Source organism: Methylobacterium endophyticum (genome assembly GCF_050591105.1).
In the GTDB taxonomy this organism is placed as follows: domain Bacteria; phylum Pseudomonadota; class Alphaproteobacteria; order Rhizobiales; family Beijerinckiaceae; genus Methylobacterium.
Map to the genome: position 1 here is coordinate 1 of NZ_JBNHES010000032.1, position 20948 is coordinate 20948.

Genomic DNA, 20948 nt, shown 5'->3' on the forward strand with positions numbered 1-20948 from the left:
GCCGTCCTCACACCGCCCTGGGGTGGCTGACACCCCAGGAATTCGCCCTGGCGGCGGCCCTGCAGGCCGCCGAATGAGATCCGGAGGCTCACCTTTCGGCCGGACCAAAATCCGGGGGACCCTCATGAGATCCGGAGGCTCACCTTTCGGCCGGACCAAAATCCGGGGGACCCTCACGAGGCCACCGTCGCGCTGGCCCATTACATCGATGGCTTCTACAATCCCCGCCGCCGTCGCTCAGCGCTGGGCTACACCAGCCCTATCCAGTTCGAGAGGGGCTTCACCCACCAAACCGCTCTCCATTAAACCGGAGCAAGTCCACTCAGTCGTTGCGGCGCTGCCGTGGAGAACCTGTCCCATAGCGCGTCCCTCCATGCGGCGTCAGTTGTACCACCACACAGCGGGACCAAACATCTAGGTCGCGAACCCATAACGGCTGGCACGGTTGAACCGCGGCGTCGTTAGCCCTCTGAGCAGGAGGGCCTTGATGGCGCGGTTTGATCTGACGGATGCGGAGTGGGCGGTGATCGAACCGCTGTTGCCGACGGACGTGCGCGGCAAGGAGCGCGTGGATGATCGGCGGGTGCTGAACGGGATCTTCTGGCGGCTGCGCACGGGCGCGCCCTGGGCCGACATCCCGGCGCGCTACGGCCCACACACGACCTGCGGCAACCGTTTTCGGCGCTGGCGCAAGCGTGGCATCTGGGATCGGCTTTTGGACGCGGTGTCAAAGGCTTACGACGGCGACCTGCAGATGATCGACGCGACCAGCGTGCGGGTTCACCAGCATGCCGCCTGCGCCCAAAAAAAGACGGCCGATCCGGTGGCATGGGTCGCTCGCGCGGCGGCCTGACGAGCAAGATCCACGCGCTGGTAGATGCCGACGGCCGTCCGGTGGCGCTCAAGATCACCGAGGGTCAAGCGCACGATGGGCGCGCGGCGGCCGACATGCTGGGCGGTCTGGGCACGGGCCAGATCCTGCTGGGGGATCGAGCCTATGACAGCGACGCGCTTCGCACTCGGATGGCGGAGCAGGGCGCCTGGGCGAACGTGAAGCCGATGCCCAACCGCAAGCGAGTACCGGCGTTCAGCCCGTTCCTGTACAAGTACCGCAACTTGGTCGAGCGCTTCTTCAGCAAGATCAAGCACTTCCGGGCCGTCGCCACCCGTTACGACAAGGATCCCGACAACTTCCTAGCCAGCGTCAAGCTCGCAGCCCTGCGGGTCTGGCTGCGAGCTTAATGAGTCCGCGACCTAGGGCGTCTCTGCAAACTCGGGGCAGGCACACGAAACCTACGAGTTCACTCCCTTCGGCGCTCGGCAGACAGAGCGAAGCCGCTGCCAAATACGCTCGAAGAAAGCAAAAAGCTGACGCGCTCGCACGAATGAGACAGTTTGCAGAGACGCCCTAGAAGCCTTTGGCTGGCCAATGGCGTTCGACGCCGACCCCCTTATGAGGCGCAGGACGCGCTGATCTTCATCTTGGCCAAGGGCTCGCCCGAAGGCCGGATACGTTTATGCGGACTGCTCAGACCAGCGGATCCAGAGCCACTTGCGGACGGGGCGGGCCATACGTTCGCCGCCGGCGGCGCAGCGGTGGGCAGTGCGGGGCGATCGTCGCAAACTGCTCGTCCGTCCGCAAAAAGTGATCCATCGGCTCCTTCAGCAGGGGGCCTCGAATCACGTCACCTCGGACGGCACTACCGTTATGGGTCCGGACGCTTGAATGTTGATGCGGCGATTCCAAGCCGCCCGCCCTTATGAGTGGGCGAACAGGGGAAGGCAACGAGCTGGAGGTGATGTCTCCCCGCCTTAAAAGGCGGGGCTTCCGTGCCCGGACGGGCACGGCGTCTCACATCCGAGACGGGCGATGTTCCGCGCGGCGTTCTGGTCGCGGTCGTGTTCCGCCCCGCAATCGCCGCACGTCCACCGCCTGATGCCGAGACCAGCAAGTCCGCGGGGGCCGGTGAGGCAGCCGCAGGACGAGCAGGCCCGGGTCGTGTTGGCTTCGTCCACCTCGGCGTAGGCCACCCCTGCGTGATCGCATTTGTAACGGAGCATACCGCGCAACATCGACCATCCGGCGTCGAGCACGCTCTTCGCCATCCGGGTCTTCGTCATCGCCGAGGCCGACACGTCGCCGACCGTGATCCTTTGGGCGCGGTCCACCAGCGCCCGCGAAAACTTGTGAAGGGTGTCCTTGCGTCTGTTGGCGATCTTGGCGTGGATCGACTTCACCTGCCGCTTGCGCCCCTTGCGCTGCGCCTCGGCGAGCTTGGGTTCGAGGTCGCGGTAGAACCTTGCCTGCTCAAGCTCCTGCCCGTCCGAGCACTTCGCCACGGACTTGAGCCCGAGATCGACGCCGACCTCATCGCGCCCTTTGCCGAGGGAGCGCGGCATCTCGCACACGAGGTTGCAGTACCACCGGCCCCGTGCGTCCTGCGAAAAGTTGCCCGACTTGATCCGACCCTCGACGGCGCGATGCTGCCACAGGCGGAATCGCTGGCCGCGCAGGAGCACCGTCTCCCCGTCGAGCGCGACGTCCTGGTTCGTGAACGGGACCCAGCCGAGGGCGCGCTTCGGCCCCCGGCTCGCGCGCCAGCGTAGCTTCGGGCGGTGGGCGGCGCGCCGCTTGAGGACGTACTCGTCGATGACTTCCTGGACGACCTGGGACGGGAGGCCGAGCAGCTTGCCGCTGCCCTTGGTCAGGTCGCGGAACTGCTTCTTCGTCGCCCAAAGCGTGCCACGGTCCGCGGACCGGGCGCTGATCTCGTTGACGTAGTTCCAGACGGTGTTCACCGCGTTGGCGAGCGCGGTCAGGCGCTTGCTGCTCGTCGCGTCCTTGACGCGGAAGCTGAAGGCTTTCAGAACCAGTTGGTCTGTCGCTGTGCTCACAGACGACGCATACGGCATAACGGCGGTTTGGTCTATGGAGCTTCGCACCGGGCGGCACGTGGTCTTCGCCCTGCACGCGCACCTCGTTTTCACGACCAAGCGTCGCGGCAAGGTGCTGACCCGCCCCCACCTCGACCGACTGCAGGTGATCTTCGCAAGCGTGTGTGCGGACTTCGAGGTGGAGTTGCGCGAGTTCAACGGCGAGCGGGACCACGTCCACCTGCTGGTGTTCTACCCGCCGAAGGTGCGGCTCTCGGAGCTGGTCAACAGCTTGAAAGGCGTGTCGAGTCGCCTGCTGAAGAAGGAATTCCCCGAGATCGCCTCGTTCTGGTCCGTGAAGAAAAGCCGGGGAGTCCTCTGGACGCCGAGCTATTTCGCCGGATCGGTCGGTGGCGCTCCGCTTTCGATTCTGAAGCAGTACATCGAGAACCAAGGTCGCTGATCGCGGCTGCCGCCGCGGGCGCGCTTACATCCTCTCCCTGAAGGGAAAGGGATTAGCGCGCGTTCCGCTAAGCCAAGACTGCACCTGTGTTGAAACGCCGTGGACGATGAAGCAACTCGACATGGCGAAGATTCCGGGAGGCGTCAGGGCAAGCTTCGTCTCCGGCGGAAAGCCTCTTCGTATGGCGGTATGCCGATCATGGCTCCGGTTCTCATGTGGTTCGAAGCAGGGGGTGTTCAGATGGAGGCGACGACCAGCACGCCAGAGAAGGCCGCGAGCAGGCCGACGATGAGGGGAAGGGTCAGCAGAGGATCGAACATCGTGGTTCTCCGCGGCGGGACGATCGCGCCATGATCCTGAGTGCCGGTGGATTGGTGGATCCGCGTGCGGCTGCGCACAAGTGCCAGCCGGCGACGAGACGAGATCTTGAAGGGATGTGCTTGCGATGCTCGCGCCAAGCCTCCTCGCGTTCACGACGCGCACGGTTGCACTCCACGCGAACGCAGTTGGGGTTTGCGGAGCAGGTCCACCTGGTCGGGAGTGGGATAGATCCGATTTCTGTGGCCGTCCGCGAACGCCATCGGGGCAGTCCAAAGATTCGCGCTCCGTTCGGCAGCGCGGGCTGGGTCGCGTTCATCCCGGCGTAGAAGCCGAGGCATTGCGCACGCTTCAGGTAACAAGATCGCTGCGGTCGACGAAAGCCGAGTAATTACACGCGACTCAGAGGTCGTTCGTAAAGCGGTGGTCATGGAAAGGGCTTCAATGGCAGCTCGCATGTTCGGCCCGATCCTATGCCCCGCAGCCGCTGGTCCAGCCATGGTCTCCTCGTCGAATCCAGGGATCGCTTGGGAACACGATTTCGCAGTCAGCCATTGGAGACGAGGGCGATGCAAACCGCCTTCGCGATGGATCGGCCTACCATCCCGCGCTTCAACGTCATCGCACCGAGGGACACTCCATGACTTTCCTGTCCGTTGGTGCGACGACACTGCCGGTCACCGGCCGAAAGCTCCGATCTAGCCATGACATTCTACCAACAGGGTGACGCTATCGCATCCGGTTCACTCCCGTTCCGCTACGAAGGGGTTGCTTACATCGACCGCTTCGCCGACGTGCTCGACGAGGCGCGCTACGTGCCGATTCCCGACGACTGGTTCGTAGCATTGTCGGATGTGGTCCGCTCGACGGCTGCGATCGAGCAGGGGCGTTACCGCGCCGTCAACTTCGCCGGCGCTGCGGCGATCACGGCGGTGCGCAACGCGCTGCCGGGCGTCGACGTGCCTTTCGTGTTCGGCGGCGATGGTGCGAGCCTGCTCGTTCGGCCGGAGGATCGTGGGACCGTGGAGGCGGTACTCTCCCAGACGGTGACCTGGGTCGGAGAGGCTCTCAACCTCGACCTGCGTGCGGCGCTGATCCCAATCTCTGCCGTGCGCGCGGCTGGGCGCGACCTGCGCGTAGCTCGATACCGTGCTTCCGTACAGGTCGATTATGCGATGTTCTCCGGCGGCGGTCTCGCCTGGGCGGAGGCGGCGATGAAACGGGGCCTGTATTCGGTTCCGCCTGCACCCAGGGGGGCAAGGCCCGACCTGACTGGCCTGTCCTGCCGCTTCGCGCCCGTCCCGGCTTCCGAGGGCATCGTCCTATCGCTCATCGTCGTGCCATGCCCGAACGTCGACCGGACAAGTCTGCACACCGTCCTCTCCGACCTGATCGAAGCCGTCGAAGCGAGCCCGGCCATGGGACGGCCTCTCCCGGAACAGGGCCCGCGCATGCGGCCGCCGTGGGCCGGACTCGGCACAGAGGCGCGCGCCGCCGGCCCATTGGCGGGCTCGCTCGCTCTCCGTAGTGCCCTGCTCTTCACGAAACGCTGCTGGTCTTTCGCTTTGTTCCGCTCAGGACTACCGGTCGGACCTTTCTCGCCGCGCGCCTACGGTCGCGAACTCGCGGCCAACGCAGATTTCCGCAAGTACGACGACGGCCTGCGCCTCACCGTGGCCTGCCCGTCCGCGACCGTCGACGCGATCGAAACGCAACTGGCGGCGGCGATGCGAGCCGGCCTCGTGCGCTACGGCCTTCATAAACAGGATTCGGCGATTGTGACCTGCATCAGTCCGTCGCCGCTCAGTGCCGATCACCTCCACTTCGTGGATGGCGCTTCCGGCGGCTATGCCCGCGCTGCCCTCCAACTGAAACGGGTTGAGGATGAACAAAGCGAACATCCCAGTCCTCGCCGGCCTTGACCTATTCAGGTGTGGATCGCCTTCGCAGCGTGATCGCGCCGGCGCCGAGGTCTGTCGACAGGACCGCGAACATCGCGTCCGCCTCATGAACCTTCACGGCGATGCGCAGTGCGCCTGTCACGGCGGTGTCGGGCAGGAGAGCTTGATCCCAGCCGTCCGCATCGGGCTCATTCTGGCGTTCGCGCGATGATGGACCAAAAAGGACGCGTAACAGGGTGGCTTGACCAAGCGAACGGAGTGGAAGGGAAACGGCAAGCACCGAAATGCGGAGATCTCTATGCATCGTGTCCTCATCGTCGGGCTCGCTCTTTGCCTTTCGGGGCCTGCCCTCGCCCAAAACACCGGCAGCGGCCAGCAAACGGGCGGACCGGCTCGGGATCGAATCAGCGCGACCGGCGGTCGCCAGAAGCCGGTTGCTACTCCCGACCCGAGGCGGCTCGGTTCTGGCAGCCATGCCGGCGGTACGCTCAACAATCGACGGCCCTCGACTGGACCGCGTGAGGCATCACCTGTGGTGAAGCGGAGCCGCTCTGTGTCCCGCTACGGATCCGGTTCGCGCGCCGGTGGCCCGCTGCCTCGCTGAAGCATCGTGTCCCAGGACCAGAACTTGAACCCACCGGATCCAATGCAAGCGCCAGCCCCCGACGCACTAACTCTTCGGGACCTCGGTCAAGTCGTTCTCGTCTTTCAAGGCGGCGGCGCACTGGGGGCCTATCAAGTCGGCGTCTACCGCGCCTTGCACGAGGCTGGAGTCGATCCCGACTGGGTCATCGGCACCTCCATCGGTGCCATCAACGGTGTGTTGATCGCCGGCAACTCACACGGGCAGCGCCTCGAACGCCTCCGCACGTTCTGGCGCCGCATCGAGCACGGTGCCCTGCGCGAACAGCTATCGGCTTGGCCTGGCTTCGGTCCAATGACCGTCCATTGGTCCACGATCATGCAGGGGGTGGCAGGATTTTTCACCCCCAACCCCTTCGCGCTGGCAAACCCTCACTGGCCGCTCGCACCTGAGTCGGTCGGCTACTACACCATGGCGGCCCTGCGTGAGACGCTTGCTGACCTCGTCGATTTGAAGCAGCTCAACGGCGGCGGCTGCAGGCTGACGGTCGGCGCTGCGCATGTGTGTACCGGCCAGATGCGCTACTTCGACAGCCGCGATGAAGTTCTGGACCTCCGTCATGTCTTGGCATCCGGAGCGTTGCCACCGTCCTTCCCACCTGTGCGTATCGGTGACGATCTGTACTGGGACGGGGGCATTCTTTCGAACACGCCCGTTGAAGCGGTGTTCGATGACAACCCGCGGCGCGATGGGATCATCTTCGTCGTGCATATGTGGAACCCGTCCGGCCCTGAACCTCGGACCATCTGGGAGGTGGTCAACCGTCAGAAGGATCTCCAATACGCCAGCCGCGCTCACAGCCACATCGCCCGTCAGAAGCAGACGCACCGGCTCCGCCACGTCATTGCGGAACTCGCCCGCCGGCTTCCCGCAGAGGTCGCGGCCGAGCCGGAGATCAAGGCACTGACGGCGTATGGCTGCCTGACCCGCATGCACGTGGTGCGGCTACTCGCACCGCGGCTTGAGGCAGAAGACCATATGCGCGACATCGATTTCAGCCCGAACGGGATACGAGCGCGTGAGGAGGCCGGTTACCTGCACGCGCGGCGTGTGCTCGCTGAGGCGCCGTGGAGACGAGAGGTCGACCCTCTTGAAGGCTTCGTACTGCATGAGGCTGAGGCAGATCAGGCTGCGGTCACCCGATGAGGCGCCTGTGAGAGGAGAATTTGTGGAACGAATGACGAACGACGCGCAGGCGCAAATCCGATCGGAAGGCGCATCGCAACGACTGGTCGCCTCAACCGTGACGCGCCTCTCGCTCGAGCTTTCGTGTGCATGTCTGTCCGATTGGAAGGCGCCCTTTGCGAGGACCGTCTTTCAAACGTCAGAGCTATCATACTCCGTATGTCGAGCCGCTAGTTGCAAGGCTAGGATTGGATGTGGCAAGCTTTTCCTGATCAAAAACAATGATTAGGTCGGGAAACTCCCAGACGGCCGCAAGCCAAAGCCGCGCCATGTCGACCCGGAAGTATTGATGCGTGAAGATGTTCCTGATACTGGCCATGCCCGCCCCATCGATTTCGCCGTGTCTAATATTCAAATCCTCAAGTGACTTCTTCACGACCTCTCTCAGCTCGGTCACAGCCTCCTTGAGGGCGCGGTACCTATCCCAATCGGTCGTCGGCATCAGCTCGAAGCCATCCTGGGTCGGATTTGAGGCGTACCGCACAGCGCCACGTGCCGCGTCCGGAAGGTCTTCGAGAAGCAGTTCGAGGTCGCGCGGCATCAGAACACCGCCACGGCATCGCGTTCCGCCGACGCTGCGAAGCGAGGATACAGATTTAGCCATTCCGCCAGATAGACCGGATGACCTAGGATCTCGGCTAGGTCGCTTTTTAGTCTTACGAAGCCCGTGAGCGACATGCAGGTATCCGATGATACTTCGATCAGGTTGTCGATGTCGCTATCGGTCCGGTTCTCGCCGCGGGCCGTAGAGCCGAAAATGGACATCCTGGTGATGCCCCGGGCGTCGAGGGCCGCTTCCGCGCGCGGAGAGCGGAGATCACTTCCACGAGGATTAGTGGGCGCTGCCGGTCCCCGGAAGCCAAATGATCTTCGACGAGCCGTCTTAAGGTCAAAGCACCCACATTCAGACGTAGAAGAACGTGAGCGTATCGAGTCGATCAATGAATTCGGCCGCTTACCAGTAGGGCATGCCAAACTCAGGTTCCCTTCACACGGGAGGCGTCGCGGTGCGGGCCGTCAGCAGCCGGTACAGATCGAGGTCACGATGAGCCGGTGGAGCTCGCCGCTCTTGCGGTCGAGGTCCGGCGTGGTCCCGCTGCGCCCGTCGAGGGTAAGGCCGGCCGGCTTCGTGGTTCCGTTCATAGTCACGTGGCGAAGCTGCGCCTTCGGCAGTGCAGCGGTTGCGACGACTCTCGGCGCGTCGATCGGCGCGGCTCGAACCGGGAGGGTGGCGATGGTGAAAAGGGCGATGACAGCAAGGGCGGAGCGGATCATGGCGGTGTTCCTCGACACGGTGCTTGGCAGAGGATGTTCAGGCGTAGGCGACGATCATCAGGCCGAAGAAGGCGGCCAGGGTGCCGATCACCGGGGCGAGTGCGTAGAGTGGGTTGGGCATCGGAGGTCTCCGCGGCGCGACGATCGCGCCATGTCCATGAGTGCCGGCGGAGCGATGGATCCGCGTGTGGCCGCGCACATGAGCCTGTCGACGGATCAATCCGGGCCTGCCATAAATCATGCGGTGCTGGTGCCCGGCGGGGACGCGGGATGGCTGTAGGCCGAACCTCGTTGCAGCTGTCTGTAGGGCGACGGACCGGGCAAACAGTCTGAAGTATCAGCATCCACGCCTGTGACGGGAGCTTGCTTCGAGCGCTGGCGATCTTAAGGATGATTCCGAAGGAACGGCCACCCGTGCCGCGTGCGGCCCAAACCCGATGCTTTCGCTTCCGCGAGAGGTCTGGCACAACCTGGTGACTGCCTGCGCTGCCCCGATCCAACCGGATTGCACACGCTCAGGCCCTCGCTGCCCGAGGCACGTGATGCTCAAGTTCTACTTCAACCTGTCTCCGAATCCGAGCAAGGTCGCGCTCCTGCTGGAGGAGCTCGGTCTGGACTATGAACCCGTGCCGGTGGATACCCGCCGCGGCCAGCAGTTCGAGCCTGCCTTCCTCGCCGTGAACCCGAATGGAAAGGTGCCCGCCATCGTCGACGGCGAGGTCACGGTCTTCGACAGCAACGCGATCCTGCTCTACCTCGCCGAGAAGGCCGGCCGCTTTCTACCCGCCGGTGCAACCGAGCGGGGACCGCTTCTGTCGTGGCTGATGTTCGTGGCCACCGGGATCGGTCCGTTTTCAGGGCAGGCCGTGCATTTCCGGCACTTCGCGCCGGAGCCGGTGCCGTATGCCCGTGAGCGCTATGCCTACGAGGCACGCCGCCACTACGGCGTGTTGGAAAGCCACTTGGCAGGTCGCCGGTACATGGTCGGCGACACCTACACCATCGTCGACATGGGCGTTTGGGGTTGGGCACGGATGCTGCCGTTCGTGCTCGGCGAGGATGCTTGGGACAAGCTGCCGAACGTGAAGCGACTTCACGACGAGATCGCCGCGCGTCCGGCTGCGCAGAGAGCGCTCGGGTTGAAGGACCGCTTCAGTTTCAAAGCCGAGATGGACGATGAGGCGCGCGCTCACATGTTCAAGCACATCGCCGAAGGGTGAAATGAAGAGTTAGGCACCGTCGTCATAGCTGGACGGTGCCACGTCGGTCGAACAGAAAATGCCGCTCACTTCATCATGCCGAGTGACGGCTCTTCCTGTCCGACCCGGAGCATCAGAGGCCAGACGCATCAAATCAACACTTCATCGATGACACGGAGTACAACGACGCGGCATCATTTTCATACTTTACGGCTACGAAGGCGAGTAACCGCGACCCAGGGCGCGGCGAACGGATGAGAAGCTTCCATGCATCGCTCGCAACTCGGAGCCTCGACAATGCGATACGCCGCAACCCTTCTCGCCCCCGTGCTCCTGTCGTCCGTCTTGGGGCCTGCCGGCGCGGCTGAGCGCCCGGTGGTCGTCGAGCTGTTCACTTCGCAGAGTTGCTCGTCGTGTCCGCCCGCCGAGGCGCTGCTCGGTCGGCTTGCTCACGAGGGTGCGGACGTGCTGCCGCTCGCGTTCCACGTGACCTACTGGAACCACCTGGATTGGCGTGACGCCTATTCCCTGCCGGCCGCGACGGCGCGTCAGAGCGCCTACGCGGCGCGGTTGCGTGGTCCGAGCTATACGCCTCAGGCCGTCGTCGATGGTCACCTGGACGTTCTCGGCTCCGACGAGGCGGCGTTGCGCGCCGCCGTCGCACGCGCACGCGCTTGGCGATCGGTCCCCGTCTTCCTGGTGCGGGATGGCGGCGGCTTGGCGGTGAAACTCGGAGCCGCGAGCGGTTCCGGATCGGTCGTGCTGGTCGGGTTCGACCCGAGTCACACGACGCGGGTTGCGCGGGGCGAGAATGCCGGTCGCACGATCGAGCAGGCCAACATCGTGCGTTCGCTGCGCGAGATCGGCCGATGGTCGGGTGCCGCGATGACGCTCAGCACTCCCCTACCGGCAGGCGAGACCGCGGCGGTGCTGGTCCAAGCACCTGACGGGACCATCCTCGGCGCCGCACGCCTTTAGTCGGACGGCGACACTCGAACCGGCCGTCGCCCGGTGATCCCCGCCGTTTCTCCACCTGACGGAGAGCTTTTCGCATCGCTCCTCGTCATTACCTCTGCTGTCGATGAGAGCGTAGGCGGGCCGGGGCAAAAATCGGCGGGAGTCGGATGGCGCTCGAAGAGGATCTCGCCCGCTTGCTGGCGGCAGCGCAAGCCGGCGACGCGGCGGCCTACCGGATTCTCCCGAAGGCATGCCTGACGGTGGTGGCGGGCATTGCCCGGCGCAGGGGGTGAGGGGCGAGGCAGTGGACGATGTCGTGCAGGACGCGCTCATGACGGTGCATCGGGCGAGAGCGGGCTATGACCCCCGCCGACCCTTCCTGCCGTGGCTGCACGCGATTGCCCGACGCCGGGGGATCGACCGATTGAGGCGGGCGGGCCGCGGTCCGCAGGAGGTCCACGATCCCCTGGCCTATTGCGCCGAGGTCGATCCCGGCCCCGCTACCGGCACGGCGCCGGGGGCGGGCGGGCGAAGCATGGCACTGGCTCGCGCAGTCGCCGCCCTGGCGGAGTGCCAACGTCAGGCGATCGAGAATCTCGGCCTGCGCGAGTTGTCGCTGGACGACACCGCGCGACTCATCGGCCGCAGCAAGGGAGCGCTGAAGGTCAACCTGCACCGAGCCATCGAGGCTCTGCGCGCCAGCCTGATCCAGGAGAAGGAGTGATGGTCACGCTCAGCCCTCACGACAAGCTTGTCGCGGACCTCGCTGAAGGATTGAAACCCGTGCGGCCGCTGCCTGCGCCGTGCGTTCGTGCCGTGTTCTGGTTCGGGGGGGCGATGCTCGTCGGACTGATCCTAGCAACACGGATGGATGCGGGCGATTTTCTGATCCGGATGCGCGCACCGAACCTGATGCTCGCCGCGCTCGGGGCCATGTCGACGGCGGTGACTGCATCCCTCGCCGCCTTCGCCACCGCCGTGCCGGGACGCTCCGGCGCTTGGGCGCTGCTGCCGCTGCCCGCCGTCGTCCTGTGGATCGGCGCGAGCGGCCTGGGCTGCCTGTACGTTCGGATTGTTCCCGGCACCGGCATCTCCGGGCCCCACGACATGACGATGTGCCTCGGTGTCCTGGTCTGTGTGTCTGTGCCGCTTTCGGCGCTGATGGTCGTCATGGTGCGCCGGGCCTGCCCGCTTCGGCCGAACCTGACGGCGGCGTTGGGGGGCCTGGCCGTCGCCGCGGTCGCCGCGACGATGCTGATGCCGTTCCACTCCTACGACGCCACCGCGACGGATCTCGCCTTGCACGCCGCCGTCCTGCTCGGCGTGATCGGACTCAACAGGATCCTGGCCGGTCCCCTGCTCGCAGGACGAGGCTGATGCTGCGAGGCCTGATGTGCGAGCGCAGGAAGTTTGTCGGCAGGAGCGGGTAGTGTGTCGGCCTGGGCGCGCGAAGTTTGTCGGCGCGCGCCCAGACCCGTCTGATCATCGAGTTCCGGCCCCGAATGCGTGAGCGGGTTTCTTTGCGCCCGAGGCCACTAGCCCGCGCCGGACAAGCGCGACCGTCTTGCGGCCGTCTACGACCCGGCCAGCGTCGAGGCGTTCGAGGGTCACTGCATCAGAGTCTATTTGCTTGGCTTAAGTATCTGGGCGTTGGCTTCCGTGACCCTGGCCCGCAGGCCATACCTCAGGGCGGACCACTCCAGTGGGGGCGGATCAGGTCGGATTAAGGAGCACGCATACCGTCTGAGCTCTGGCGAGGACTCGCACGCCTCACCCCATGCGTGAATCCTACCTCCGCGTCAGTGCACTCGGATGGGCGCCAAGCCGAATGTCCGATTCTGCGCGCGATGGCGATCCGGCATGACGTCGTCTGGCCGAAGAACGAACCCGCTGCGCGGGAGGGTGCGTGTGGTGAGGGCGCGGTAGGGTCGGGACCGTCGCGTATCGTTTGAGGCCCGTCGGAGGCGGGCCGAGCATCGCGGCTCCTTCATCCGAGGAGCCCCACGATGCACGATCTTCTCCCCGCCAGCGCGGTCAGCCCCCTGCGCCAGCGCCTGATCGATGACATGAGCCTGCGCCGGTTCTCGCACGAGACCCAGCGCAACTACATCCGCGACGTCGGCCGCCTCGCCACCTTCCTCGGGCGCCGGCCCGACACGACCACCGCGGAGGACCTGCGCCGCTTCCAGGTCGAGCAGCGCGAGGCCGGCGTGCCGGTGCCGACCCTCAACGCCATCGTCTCGGCATTGCGCTTCTTCTTCACCCACACCCTCGACCGGCCCGACCTCGCGCGGCGGCTCGTCCGGCTCGCCTATCCGCTCACGCTGCCGGTGGTGCTCAGCCGCGACGAGGTCACCCGGCTGCTCGACGCCACCACCTGCCTCAAGCATCAGGCTGCTCTGTCGGTGGCCTACGGCGCCGGCCTGCGCGTGGCCGAGGTCGCAGCGCTCAAAGTCATCGACATCGACAGCGCGCGCATGCTCATCCGGGTCGAGCGCGGCAAGGGCGGACGATACCGCAACGCGCTGCTCCCGGCGGACCTGCTCACCCTGCTGCGCCAGTGGTGGAAGGTCGGACGCCAGCAGGGCGTCATGCAGCGTGACGGCTGGCTGTTCCCGGGCCAGCATCCGATGAAGCCGATCAGCACCCGCCACCTCCACCGCATCGTGGTCGAGGCGGCCCGGGCGGCCGATATCGCCAAGCGGGTCGGCCCGCACACCCTGCGCCACAGCTTCGCCACCCACCTCTTGGAGGACGGCATCGACATCCGGGTGATCCAGGTCTTGCTCGGGCACGCCAAGCTGGAGAACACGGCGTTCTACACCAAGGTCGCCACCCGCACGGTACGCACCGTGACCAGTCCGCTGGACAAGCTGGGTCTGTTCAAGACGGGAGAGATCGCGCCCGGCTGAGACGGTGCGCGCCGCGATCGAGGTCGCCGACGTCTTCCGCGCTGCTGGGCCGGCCTACCGGGCGGCCCAGGCCGGCCACCTGAGCCTGCGGCAGCTCAAGGTCATGGCGGCGATCGAGCACTGCCGCACCGCCGCGCTCGGCGGCCACGTCGAGGGCTGCGGCGACTGCGGCCACCGGCGGATCGCCTACAACTCCTGCCGCAACCGGCACTGCCCCAAATGCCAAGGGGCGGCGGCCCGCACATGGCTGGCCGAGCGCGAGGCCGACCTGCTGCCGGTGGGCTACTTCCACGTCGTGTTCACCCTGCCGACGCAGGTCGCCGACATCGCCCTCCAGAACAAGGCCGCCGTCTACGACCTGCTGTTCCGCGCGGCGTCGGAGACGATGCTGACCATCGCTGCCGATCCCAGGCACCTCGGCGCCCGCATCGGCCTGACCGCCGTGCTGCACACCTGGGGCTCGGCGCTGACGCATCATCCCCACGTCCACATGATCGTGCCCGGCGGCGGCCTCTCGCCTGATGGTGCACGGTGGGTGTCGTCGCGGCCGGCCTTCCTCCTGCCGGTGCGGGTGCTGGGCAAGCTGTTCCGCCGCCTGTTCCTGGTCGGGCTGAGCGCGCTGCACGCGGCCGGACGGCTCGTCTTCTTTGGCGGCCTAGCGCCCCTGGCCGAGCGCCGCGCCTTCCTGCGCCATCTGTCCCCGGCCCGGACGAAGCGCTGGGTCGTCTACGCCAAAGCCCCGTTCGCCGGTCCCGCGGCGGTGCTGGCCTACCTGTCGCGCTACACCCACCGTGTGGCGATCTCGAACAGCCGGCTGATGAGCTTCGATGAGGCCGGCGTCACCTTCCGCATCAAGGACTACCGTCGCGACGGGCCTGAGCGCTACGGCACCCTGACGCTGGGCCCGCACGAGTTTATCCGGCGCTTCCTGCTGCACGTCCTACCCAAGGGCTTCCACCGCATCCGCCACTACGGTCTGCTCGCCAGCGCCGGCCGCCGGGCCAACCTCACCCGTATCCGAGCGCTGCTCGCCGTCCCGCCGCCGGTCATCCCGCCCGAGCCCACGGCGCCGCCCGACTGGCGCTCACCCTGCCGGTGCTGCGGCGGCCGCATGACGGTCGTCGAGACCTTCGGCCGCTTCCTGCAACCGCGCGGTCCGCCGACCGCGTCCGCCCTGACCGGGATGAGAGCACCGTGACCCGGCACGTCGTCAGCCACCATCATGCCGCCGGCCTTCGAGCCGCGGCCGGAGGAGCGTTGCGCCCCGACCGCCTCGACCCGCACTTCCGGCCGCCCGATCCAGACCGAGACCCGCCGGCCATCGCTCCGACCACCCCGTGCTGGCCGTCGGCCTGTCCCGGCGGATCACCCCGCCATCTCCGCCGAGCCCCTCGCCGGCCATCGCGCTCGCCCGCGCCATCAGGCCGGATCGCTCAATCCCCATAGCCGACTGCCTCGGTCTCCGCGGGTTCGTTCCTCGGAGACTTTCGTACGCCTGCCGGCGCCCGAAACTCTTCACGAAAGCCGACTGGCTGATTTCGGCACCGCGAGGCGCTAAACCGGACATCGCAGCATTCTTGCTACAGGCGTCTGTGACGCGCGTTTTGCCGACGTTTGAATAGCCGACACGGTTCTCCGACGCGGTTGCAATCGTTTTGGTCGACCGAGCATGCGTGGTCAGTGATCGTCGGGAAAACGTTCGTTTTTTGTACATAACGGTCGAAACAGCTGAATGACCGCTCCGGGTGGTTTCCTGCCTGTCCGCTTACGAGGACCGACGCAACCAAACCGGACCTGCAAACAGATCGTGCTGTTTGGCTGGTCGTGCGCTCGACCGTGCTGGATGAGTTAACGACCAACTTCTTTGTTCCGAATGATCTTAGTCGATGCAAAGGTGCCATCCGGTGCGTCGGCCATCATAGTCAACATCGCGCCAAACGGCCCAGCATGCTCGCTTTGTACGGAGAGGAACGCGCTCAACTCTTTCGGATCGCACTTTCGAGCCAGATGTGGAACGTTAGCCATTGAGGCGATCGCCCCAATATTGCAGGCCATACCCTTGGCTGCAGCCGCGAGGAACACGTTGAAGGGCTGCGGATCGAAGATCTCGATCAATACGGCTGGGCGGTCGAGGCGCTTGGCGTTGCAACACAGGATTGCTGCCACCGCCAAGATGACGCCGTAGCTCATGTTGCGGGTCAGGCCGAGCCAATTCCTTGTGTCGTCGGTGGCAACGCGACGGAGGGCGCTCATCGCTCGGAACGCCTCGCGCCGGCCGGGGCTGACAAATGCGTCGCACAGATGGTCGGCCGGTCGGCGCAGTGCATCCGGGCGCGTGTCGCGCCGCGCAGGTGCAATGAGTGCCATCGACCCGGTCATCGCGATGATCGCATTCACGCGCTCATCCATCCTCGGGTGTGTCGCCAGTCCGCCCTCGGCCGCGCCGTCGATCATCATCGCGTCTTGACCGGACGGAAGCCCAGCAATCGCGCTGTGGCCGTGCACCTTCCGCAAGGCCGAGATGAGGGCGGCCGGGTTTTGCGTAGCCTCCACGGCGACTGCGTCGGCGATAAACTCCCGGGATGAGGAGATCAGAAGCCGAACGAGCCGGCCCGCCTTCAGCGCCGACTGGGCGACGAAGCTGACGATCAGCACGAACACGAGGATCGGCGGAAACCACAACGTCAGGATCGGGAGACCCACGAGTTCCTTAAGCGGAGTGGTTTCCTTCATCCGCGGCGTAATCAACAGATCGAGCAGGCGCAGGCACACGTTGGCGGCCGCCATCAGGCGGATGTCGCCATTGCGGATGTGCGCGAGTTCGTGCGCGACCACTCCCGCCAGTTCGTCGTCGTCGAGACCATCGATGAGCCCACGGGTCACCACGACGACCGCGTCCTTGCGTCGGATGCCGCAGGCGAACGCATTCAGCGCACTTGAACGGATCACGCCGACATAAGGTACCGGCAATCCCATACTGAGCGCCAGCGGTTCGACGATGCGGCACAGGCGCGGCTCGTCCTGCTCGTCGACGAACGTGAACGCCATGACCCTGCGCACTGCGTGAACGTGCCAGAGCAGTAGCGCAACGAACAGGATGATGCCGGCGAGCGTCACCAGAACCAGGTAGCGGCTCGCGTAGCCGACCCAGGTGAAGACCGGCGCATGCTCTGGATCGAGGGCGGCAAGCGGCAAGTAGAGCGCTAGTACGGCTCCAACATGGAAAGCGGCGAGAAAGCCGGCGAACAGGACCAGCGAACGCCGGTCATTCGCGGCGATCCAGCCGAACAGGCCGTTGACGCGCAGCATATGGATCTCGCAGGCAAGTCAGAACTTGAAGGCGACAGGTTCGTCGATGAGGACGCGCTCGATGCCAAGGTCGAATGGCTTGCGCAGCTGCATCTTCCAGAGCCGCGCGATGAGGCTGCCGGGGAACTGACGCAGCGTCGCCCCATACTCGCCGACAGAGAGGTTGTAGAAGCGGCGCGACGCCGTGATGCGGTTCTCGGCGGCGACAAACTCGTCGCGCAGCGCCGTGAAGTGGCTCGATGCCTTCAACTCGGGATAGCGCTCGGCCGCCCCGATCAGGGCATTGATGGTCTGTGTTAGGTTCTTCTCAGCCTCAAGGCGTGCCTCGGGCTGGATCGCCGCGAGGGCGGCGGTGCGGGCCTGGATGACGCTGAGCAGGACATCGTGCTCGTGCTTGGCATAGCCTCTGACCGTCTCGACCAGCCCGGGGATCAGGTTCTGCCGGTGCTTGAGGTGCGCATCGATGTCGGCGAAAGCCGTCTCGCAACGCTGATCAAGCGCCACGAGCCGGTTCCGTGTCGCTACGACGATGTAGAACGGAGCGGCGGCCAGCGCGATGGCCAGCAGGACGAGACTGGTATCAATCATAAGGGCAAGCCTCTCCCCAACACACGTGCCAGGATAGAGGCGCCGGGTATAGAAACTGTTTATCTCACCGATAATTACTGTTCGGTATTAATTTAAATTCAATGGGCGACAGGCGATCCTGCTTCATGGATGCTGTTGAGGTGAGCCATGTCTGAATCCATCTTTTCACGGATATCGCGGATTTTATCGGCCTCTGTCGAGGACGCGATCGACAGGCTGGAAGCCGCAGGTGGCCCGGCTGTGATGCGCGAAGCCGTCCGTGAAGCGGAGCGGGCCATCGATCAGGCGAAGGCGGAACTCGAAAGCATCACGGTGCGTCGGCTGCAGGCAGCGCGCCAGCAACAGCTGCTCGCGAAACGCATCGAGGATCTGGGTGGTAAAGCCGCCTTCGCCGTCGATGAGGGCCGAGAGGATCTCGCCGAGGCGGCCCTGTCCCGGCAGATCGACTTTGAGACCCAAGCCAGGGCGCTCGATGATGTGCAGGCGCAGGTTCGGGTTGAGGAGGCAGAACTGGAGGCCGGCCTCGCGGCACTGGTGGCGCGCAAGGGGCAGATGGAGGAAGCGCTTGCCGCCTTCGAGGTCTCCAAAGGCGAGGCGGGGAATGGCTCCGGTTCCATGCGTCGTGAACACACGCCCGGTCAGCGGCTCGACGTTGCGGAGAAGGCGTTCGAGCGCGCCATGAAGGGTGTGGGCGGCGTCGGCTTCACACCGGCTGAAGCAGGGACGATCCACCGGGTTGCGGAGATCGACGCATTGCAGAAGAGCGCGGCCGTCGCCCAGCGGCTGGCTGCGCTCAAGGCAGGGCGGGCAGCCTGATGATCCGCAAGCCGACCGAAGTCTGGGGACGCGAGAGCGCAGTCGTCACCGGGGCACGATCCGCGGCCGTCGCCGGTGCTGCGGCGGCCAGAGCTGGCACGTACTATATGCGCGGCCTGATCTGCTGGAGTTTTGCCCTGCTTTGGGGCTTCGCGGCGCTAGCCGGCGGCCTCCTCGCTGGCAGCCTGCCGACGTTGCTCGGCGTCGGCGCCATGGCAGCCTTCATGGCTTGGTCCGGCAAACGGTTGTTCGCTAAAGCGCGGGGCTAACGTCCCGTCCTCGCTGAAATGTTTAAGTCCCGCTTACGCACCACAGCTGCACGCATCGCACAGCTATCGGAGGCAGACAGATGGTTCGGACCCTCCTGTTCCTTGCCGCCCTAACGTTCACGCTCGTAGGTCCTCTGGTGTACGCAGGACCACAGCTCGCGAGCGATCTGCAAGTCGGCGGACGCTGGGTACTGGTCGACGACCTGGCGATCAAGGAGTCGAAATGCACGCGCTGGTACTATCTCGTGTCGACGTGCCACATCGAGTACGTTGCTCGACGTGATCCAAGCCGCGTCGGCGGGACGCTCAACTATCTCGTGTTTGGCAGTTGGTCCGGTGAACGTGCACGCCTGCTGCGCGCGACCATGGATCCTAGTCGGATCGGGACCACGCTCGGGATAGAGCACATGCAGCAGCGGATCATCTCGTTTGGCGCTTTTGTGTTGATGCTGACCGCCTTCCTGCTGACGATCATCCGATCCGGCTTTTCAATCTCGCGGACAAGCAAGCCTCCTGTAGCCGACCTGAAGGTTGAGGAGCCTGCGCTGGCCACTGGCGTCCGAGCCTTTGGCCGAAGGCAGGACGGACGTGCCAAGCTAACGTGATTGCAAGCCCCTGCGACAAGCTGAGGAGAGCAGGCTCGGGTGAAGCCTCTTGGGTCCGAACCGTAGATCCGACGGTTTGAAGGTGGAGTCAGCCACGACTCGTCGTGCTGAAGTGGGTCGCTATAGGGATCCTACTGGTTGGTCGGCCCATAAAATTGCAGAGCGTAAGGCCTGAGTCGATCTAACATTGACGCACCACGAAGGATGCTCCCGCCACCTGATCGCTCGAAATCTGCTATTCTGCATTCGAGCAATCGCAGTCATCCGCGGCCATAGATTCCGAAGTCCGCTTTTAGCCGGATGAAGCACGAGCCTGGGTGACCGGTTTGGGTCGGCAGCGGATCCTTAAGGGCCGATCCGCACGTCCCCGAAGGTCTCACGGACGCGATCCAGAATGCCCACGTCTTCCGTCTCGACCTCACACTGATCCGCCCCCAATGAAGTGGTCCGCCCTTTGGTATGGCTTTGAGCCTGGAGGACGGATCGATGTCGAGGAAGCGACCCAAGCCTGAGGAGATCGTCGCCAAGCTGCGGCAGGCGGACGTGCTGGTCGGGCAAGGCCAGAGCGTGGCGGAGGCGATCCGCGCGATCGGCGTGAGTGAGGTGACCTACTACCGCTGGCGGCGTGAGTACGGCGGCCTGAAGTCGGATCAGGTCCGGCGGATGAAGGATCTGGAGACGGAGAACCAGCGGCTCAGAAAAGCCATCGCCGATCTCACCCTGGACAAGCTGATCCTGCAGGAAGCCGCCCGGGGAAACTGACCAGCCCCGCGCGCCGACGCGCCTGCATCGAGCATGTCCGGACCGTGCTGAAGGTCTCCGAGCGTCGGGCCTGCAAGGCACTCGGGCAGCATCGCTCGACACAGCGCAAGGCGCCGCGGGGCAAAGATGACGAGGCGGCGCTCGTCGCCGAGCTGATCGAATTTGCCCGTAGCTACGGGCGCTACGGCTATCGGAAGGTCGCCGCCCTACTGCGGGCGGACGGCTGGCTGGTCAACGACAAGCGGGTCGAGCGCCTATGGCGGCAGGAGGGGCTGAAGGTCCCGGCCCGCCAGCCCAAGCGCGCACGGCTGTGGGACGGGGATGGTTCCTGTATCCGGCTGCGCCCGGAGCACCGCAATCACGTCTGGTCCTACGACTTCGTCGAGACGCGCACCCACGACGGGCGCAAGTTCCGGATGCTCAACGTCCTCGACGAGTTCAGCCGCGAGTGCCTGGCCATCCGAGTGGATCGCAAGCTCAAGGCGGCCGACGTGATCGATGTGCTGTCCGACCTGTTCATCCTGCGCGGCGTGCCGGCGCACATTCGGTCAGACAATGGTCCGGAGTTCATCGCCAAGTCGGTGCAGTCCTGGATTGCGGCCGTTGGCGCAAGGACGGCCTACATCACCCCTGGTTCGCCGTGGGAGAACGGATATGTCGAGAGCTTCAACGCACAGATACGCAACGAGCTGCTGAATGGCGAGATTTTTTACACGCTCAAGGAGGCGCAGATCATGATCGAGGGCTTGGCCTGCCCCCATTCGGTGGCCCAGGTTCGAAGTTAGTGCATCGTCGGTCGCGTGACGATGGCGGGTTGTGCGAGCGGCGCTGAGCTGCTCGGTTCCGTTGGCCAAATGACGGCCTCCGGTGCA

At 65.1% G+C, this 20948-nt stretch carries 23 protein-coding genes and 1 pseudogene; 16 read left to right on the top strand and 8 right to left on the bottom strand.

Going from position 1 to position 20948, the window contains the following annotated elements; translation table 11 throughout:
* Positions 1 to 487: 487 nt before the first annotated feature.
* A protein-coding gene (locus ACP56T_RS21240) for an IS5 family transposase (RefSeq protein WP_179696863.1) occupies positions 488 to 1242 on the top strand; the annotation gives its coding sequence in 2 pieces (ribosomal slippage) (positions 488 to 812 and positions 812 to 1242; 756 coding nt in all).
* Between the two features lie 570 nt (positions 1243 to 1812).
* Here the strand turns inward: ACP56T_RS21240 and ACP56T_RS21245 are convergent.
* Positions 1813 to 2913 (bottom strand): RNA-guided endonuclease InsQ/TnpB family protein, encoded by a 1101-nt coding sequence (locus ACP56T_RS21245; protein WP_179696862.1) that lies wholly within the window; start codon positions 2911 to 2913, stop codon positions 1813 to 1815.
* Between the two features lie 16 nt (positions 2914 to 2929).
* Between ACP56T_RS21245 and tnpA the strand changes: the two genes are divergently transcribed.
* A complete protein-coding gene (gene tnpA, locus ACP56T_RS21250) occupies positions 2930 to 3337 on the top strand; it encodes an IS200/IS605 family transposase (RefSeq protein WP_059410226.1) in 408 nt (135 codons plus the stop codon).
* Between the two features lie 236 nt (positions 3338 to 3573).
* Here the strand turns inward: tnpA and ACP56T_RS21255 are convergent, their stop codons facing one another.
* Positions 3574 to 3795, bottom strand: a complete 222-nt coding sequence (locus ACP56T_RS21255; protein ID WP_179696861.1) for a hypothetical protein — start codon at positions 3793 to 3795, stop codon at positions 3574 to 3576.
* A gap of 564 nt (positions 3796 to 4359) precedes the next feature.
* On the opposite strand from ACP56T_RS21255, the gene ACP56T_RS21260 reads away from it, so the two are divergent.
* On the top strand, positions 4360 to 5577 hold the full coding sequence (locus ACP56T_RS21260; protein WP_059410225.1) for a DUF3095 domain-containing protein: 1218 nt from the start codon (positions 4360 to 4362) through the stop codon (positions 5575 to 5577).
* Position 5578: 1 nt separating this feature from the next.
* On the opposite strand, the gene ACP56T_RS21265 is transcribed toward ACP56T_RS21260, so the two are convergent.
* Positions 5579 to 5860: a hypothetical protein gene (locus ACP56T_RS21265; RefSeq protein WP_143739327.1), complete on the bottom strand. Its 282-nt coding sequence runs from the start codon at positions 5858 to 5860 to the stop codon at positions 5579 to 5581.
* 342 nt (positions 5861 to 6202) lie between these two features.
* Here ACP56T_RS21265 and ACP56T_RS21270 point away from each other — a divergent pair, with 342 nt between their 5' ends.
* Positions 6203 to 7345 (top strand): patatin-like phospholipase family protein, encoded by a 1143-nt coding sequence (locus tag ACP56T_RS21270; RefSeq protein ID WP_179240058.1) that lies wholly within the window; start codon positions 6203 to 6205, stop codon positions 7343 to 7345.
* 187 nt (positions 7346 to 7532) lie between these two features.
* On the opposite strand, the gene ACP56T_RS21275 is transcribed toward ACP56T_RS21270, so the two are convergent.
* From ACP56T_RS21275 to ACP56T_RS21285, 3 genes are all read right to left on the bottom strand, one after another.
* Entirely contained in the window at positions 7533 to 7925 is a 393-nt protein-coding gene (locus ACP56T_RS21275; RefSeq protein WP_430914059.1) for a HepT-like ribonuclease domain-containing protein, read from the bottom strand.
* Entirely contained in the window at positions 7925 to 8149 is a 225-nt protein-coding gene (locus tag ACP56T_RS21280) for a nucleotidyltransferase family protein (protein WP_051976313.1), read from the bottom strand. The genes ACP56T_RS21275 and ACP56T_RS21280 overlap by 1 nt, the downstream gene beginning before the upstream one ends.
* Before the next feature lie 252 nt (positions 8150 to 8401).
* On the bottom strand, positions 8402 to 8659 hold the full coding sequence (locus ACP56T_RS21285) for a hypothetical protein (protein WP_043388070.1): 258 nt from the start codon (positions 8657 to 8659) through the stop codon (positions 8402 to 8404).
* Here ACP56T_RS21285 and ACP56T_RS21290 point away from each other — a divergent pair.
* From ACP56T_RS21290 to ACP56T_RS21325, 8 genes are all read left to right on the top strand, one after another.
* Positions 8658 to 8939 carry a hypothetical protein gene (locus tag ACP56T_RS21290; RefSeq protein ID WP_430914060.1) on the top strand — a complete coding sequence of 94 codons (282 nt, stop codon included), beginning with the start codon at positions 8658 to 8660 and terminating at the stop codon, positions 8937 to 8939. The two genes, ACP56T_RS21285 and ACP56T_RS21290, sit on opposite strands and share 2 nt — an antisense overlap.
* 262 nt (positions 8940 to 9201) lie before the next feature.
* On the top strand, positions 9202 to 9879 hold the full coding sequence (locus ACP56T_RS21295; protein ID WP_043388071.1) for a glutathione S-transferase family protein: 678 nt from the start codon (positions 9202 to 9204) through the stop codon (positions 9877 to 9879).
* A 276-nt stretch (positions 9880 to 10155) separates the two neighbouring features.
* Positions 10156 to 10836 carry a DUF1223 domain-containing protein gene (locus tag ACP56T_RS21300; RefSeq protein ID WP_043388072.1) on the top strand — a complete coding sequence of 227 codons (681 nt, stop codon included), beginning with the start codon at positions 10156 to 10158 and terminating at the stop codon, positions 10834 to 10836.
* 146 nt (positions 10837 to 10982) lie between these two features.
* The gene (locus ACP56T_RS21305) at positions 10983 to 11108 is read left to right on the top strand and encodes a hypothetical protein (protein WP_278305567.1); all 126 of its coding nucleotides are present in this window, start codon (positions 10983 to 10985) and stop codon (positions 11106 to 11108) included.
* Positions 11109 to 11119: 11 nt separating this feature from the next.
* Positions 11120 to 11539 (top strand): sigma-70 family RNA polymerase sigma factor, encoded by a 420-nt coding sequence (locus ACP56T_RS21310; RefSeq protein WP_238232137.1) that lies wholly within the window; start codon positions 11120 to 11122, stop codon positions 11537 to 11539.
* Complete coding sequence (locus ACP56T_RS21315; protein ID WP_043388073.1) at positions 11539 to 12192, top strand: NrsF family protein; 654 nt, start codon at positions 11539 to 11541, stop codon at positions 12190 to 12192. The genes ACP56T_RS21310 and ACP56T_RS21315 overlap by 1 nt, the downstream gene beginning before the upstream one ends.
* Positions 12193 to 12821: 629 nt before the next feature.
* A complete protein-coding gene (locus tag ACP56T_RS21320) occupies positions 12822 to 13727 on the top strand; it encodes a tyrosine-type recombinase/integrase (RefSeq protein ID WP_043388074.1) in 906 nt (301 codons plus the stop codon).
* A 4-nt stretch (positions 13728 to 13731) separates the two neighbouring features.
* Positions 13732 to 14925, top strand: a complete 1194-nt coding sequence (locus ACP56T_RS21325; protein WP_043388075.1) for an IS91 family transposase — start codon at positions 13732 to 13734, stop codon at positions 14923 to 14925.
* Between the two features lie 650 nt (positions 14926 to 15575).
* Here ACP56T_RS21325 and ACP56T_RS21330 read toward each other — a convergent pair.
* The gene (locus ACP56T_RS21330; protein WP_059410299.1) at positions 15576 to 17036 is read right to left on the bottom strand and encodes a M48 family metalloprotease; all 1461 of its coding nucleotides are present in this window, start codon (positions 17034 to 17036) and stop codon (positions 15576 to 15578) included.
* 18 nt (positions 17037 to 17054) lie between these two features.
* Positions 17055 to 17624: a LemA family protein gene (locus ACP56T_RS21335; protein ID WP_059410300.1), complete on the bottom strand. Its 570-nt coding sequence runs from the start codon at positions 17622 to 17624 to the stop codon at positions 17055 to 17057.
* A 147-nt stretch (positions 17625 to 17771) separates the two neighbouring features.
* Here ACP56T_RS21335 and ACP56T_RS21340 point away from each other — a divergent pair, with 147 nt between their 5' ends.
* The 4 genes and pseudogenes from ACP56T_RS21340 (at position 17772) to ACP56T_RS21355 (ending at position 20861) form a co-directional block, all read left to right on the top strand.
* Complete coding sequence (locus ACP56T_RS21340; protein ID WP_059410301.1) at positions 17772 to 18440, top strand: PspA/IM30 family protein; 669 nt, start codon at positions 17772 to 17774, stop codon at positions 18438 to 18440.
* Positions 18440 to 18709, top strand: coding sequence for a hypothetical protein (locus ACP56T_RS21345; protein ID WP_143739342.1), 270 nt, complete (start codon positions 18440 to 18442; stop codon positions 18707 to 18709). Before ACP56T_RS21340 ends, ACP56T_RS21345 begins: the two co-directional genes overlap by 1 nt.
* A gap of 80 nt (positions 18710 to 18789) precedes the next feature.
* A complete protein-coding gene (locus ACP56T_RS21350) occupies positions 18790 to 19314 on the top strand; it encodes a hypothetical protein (protein ID WP_059410302.1) in 525 nt (174 codons plus the stop codon).
* Between the two features lie 486 nt (positions 19315 to 19800).
* A pseudogene (locus tag ACP56T_RS21355) lies at positions 19801 to 20861 on the top strand (IS3 family transposase).
* Positions 20862 to 20948: the final 87 nt, after the last annotated feature.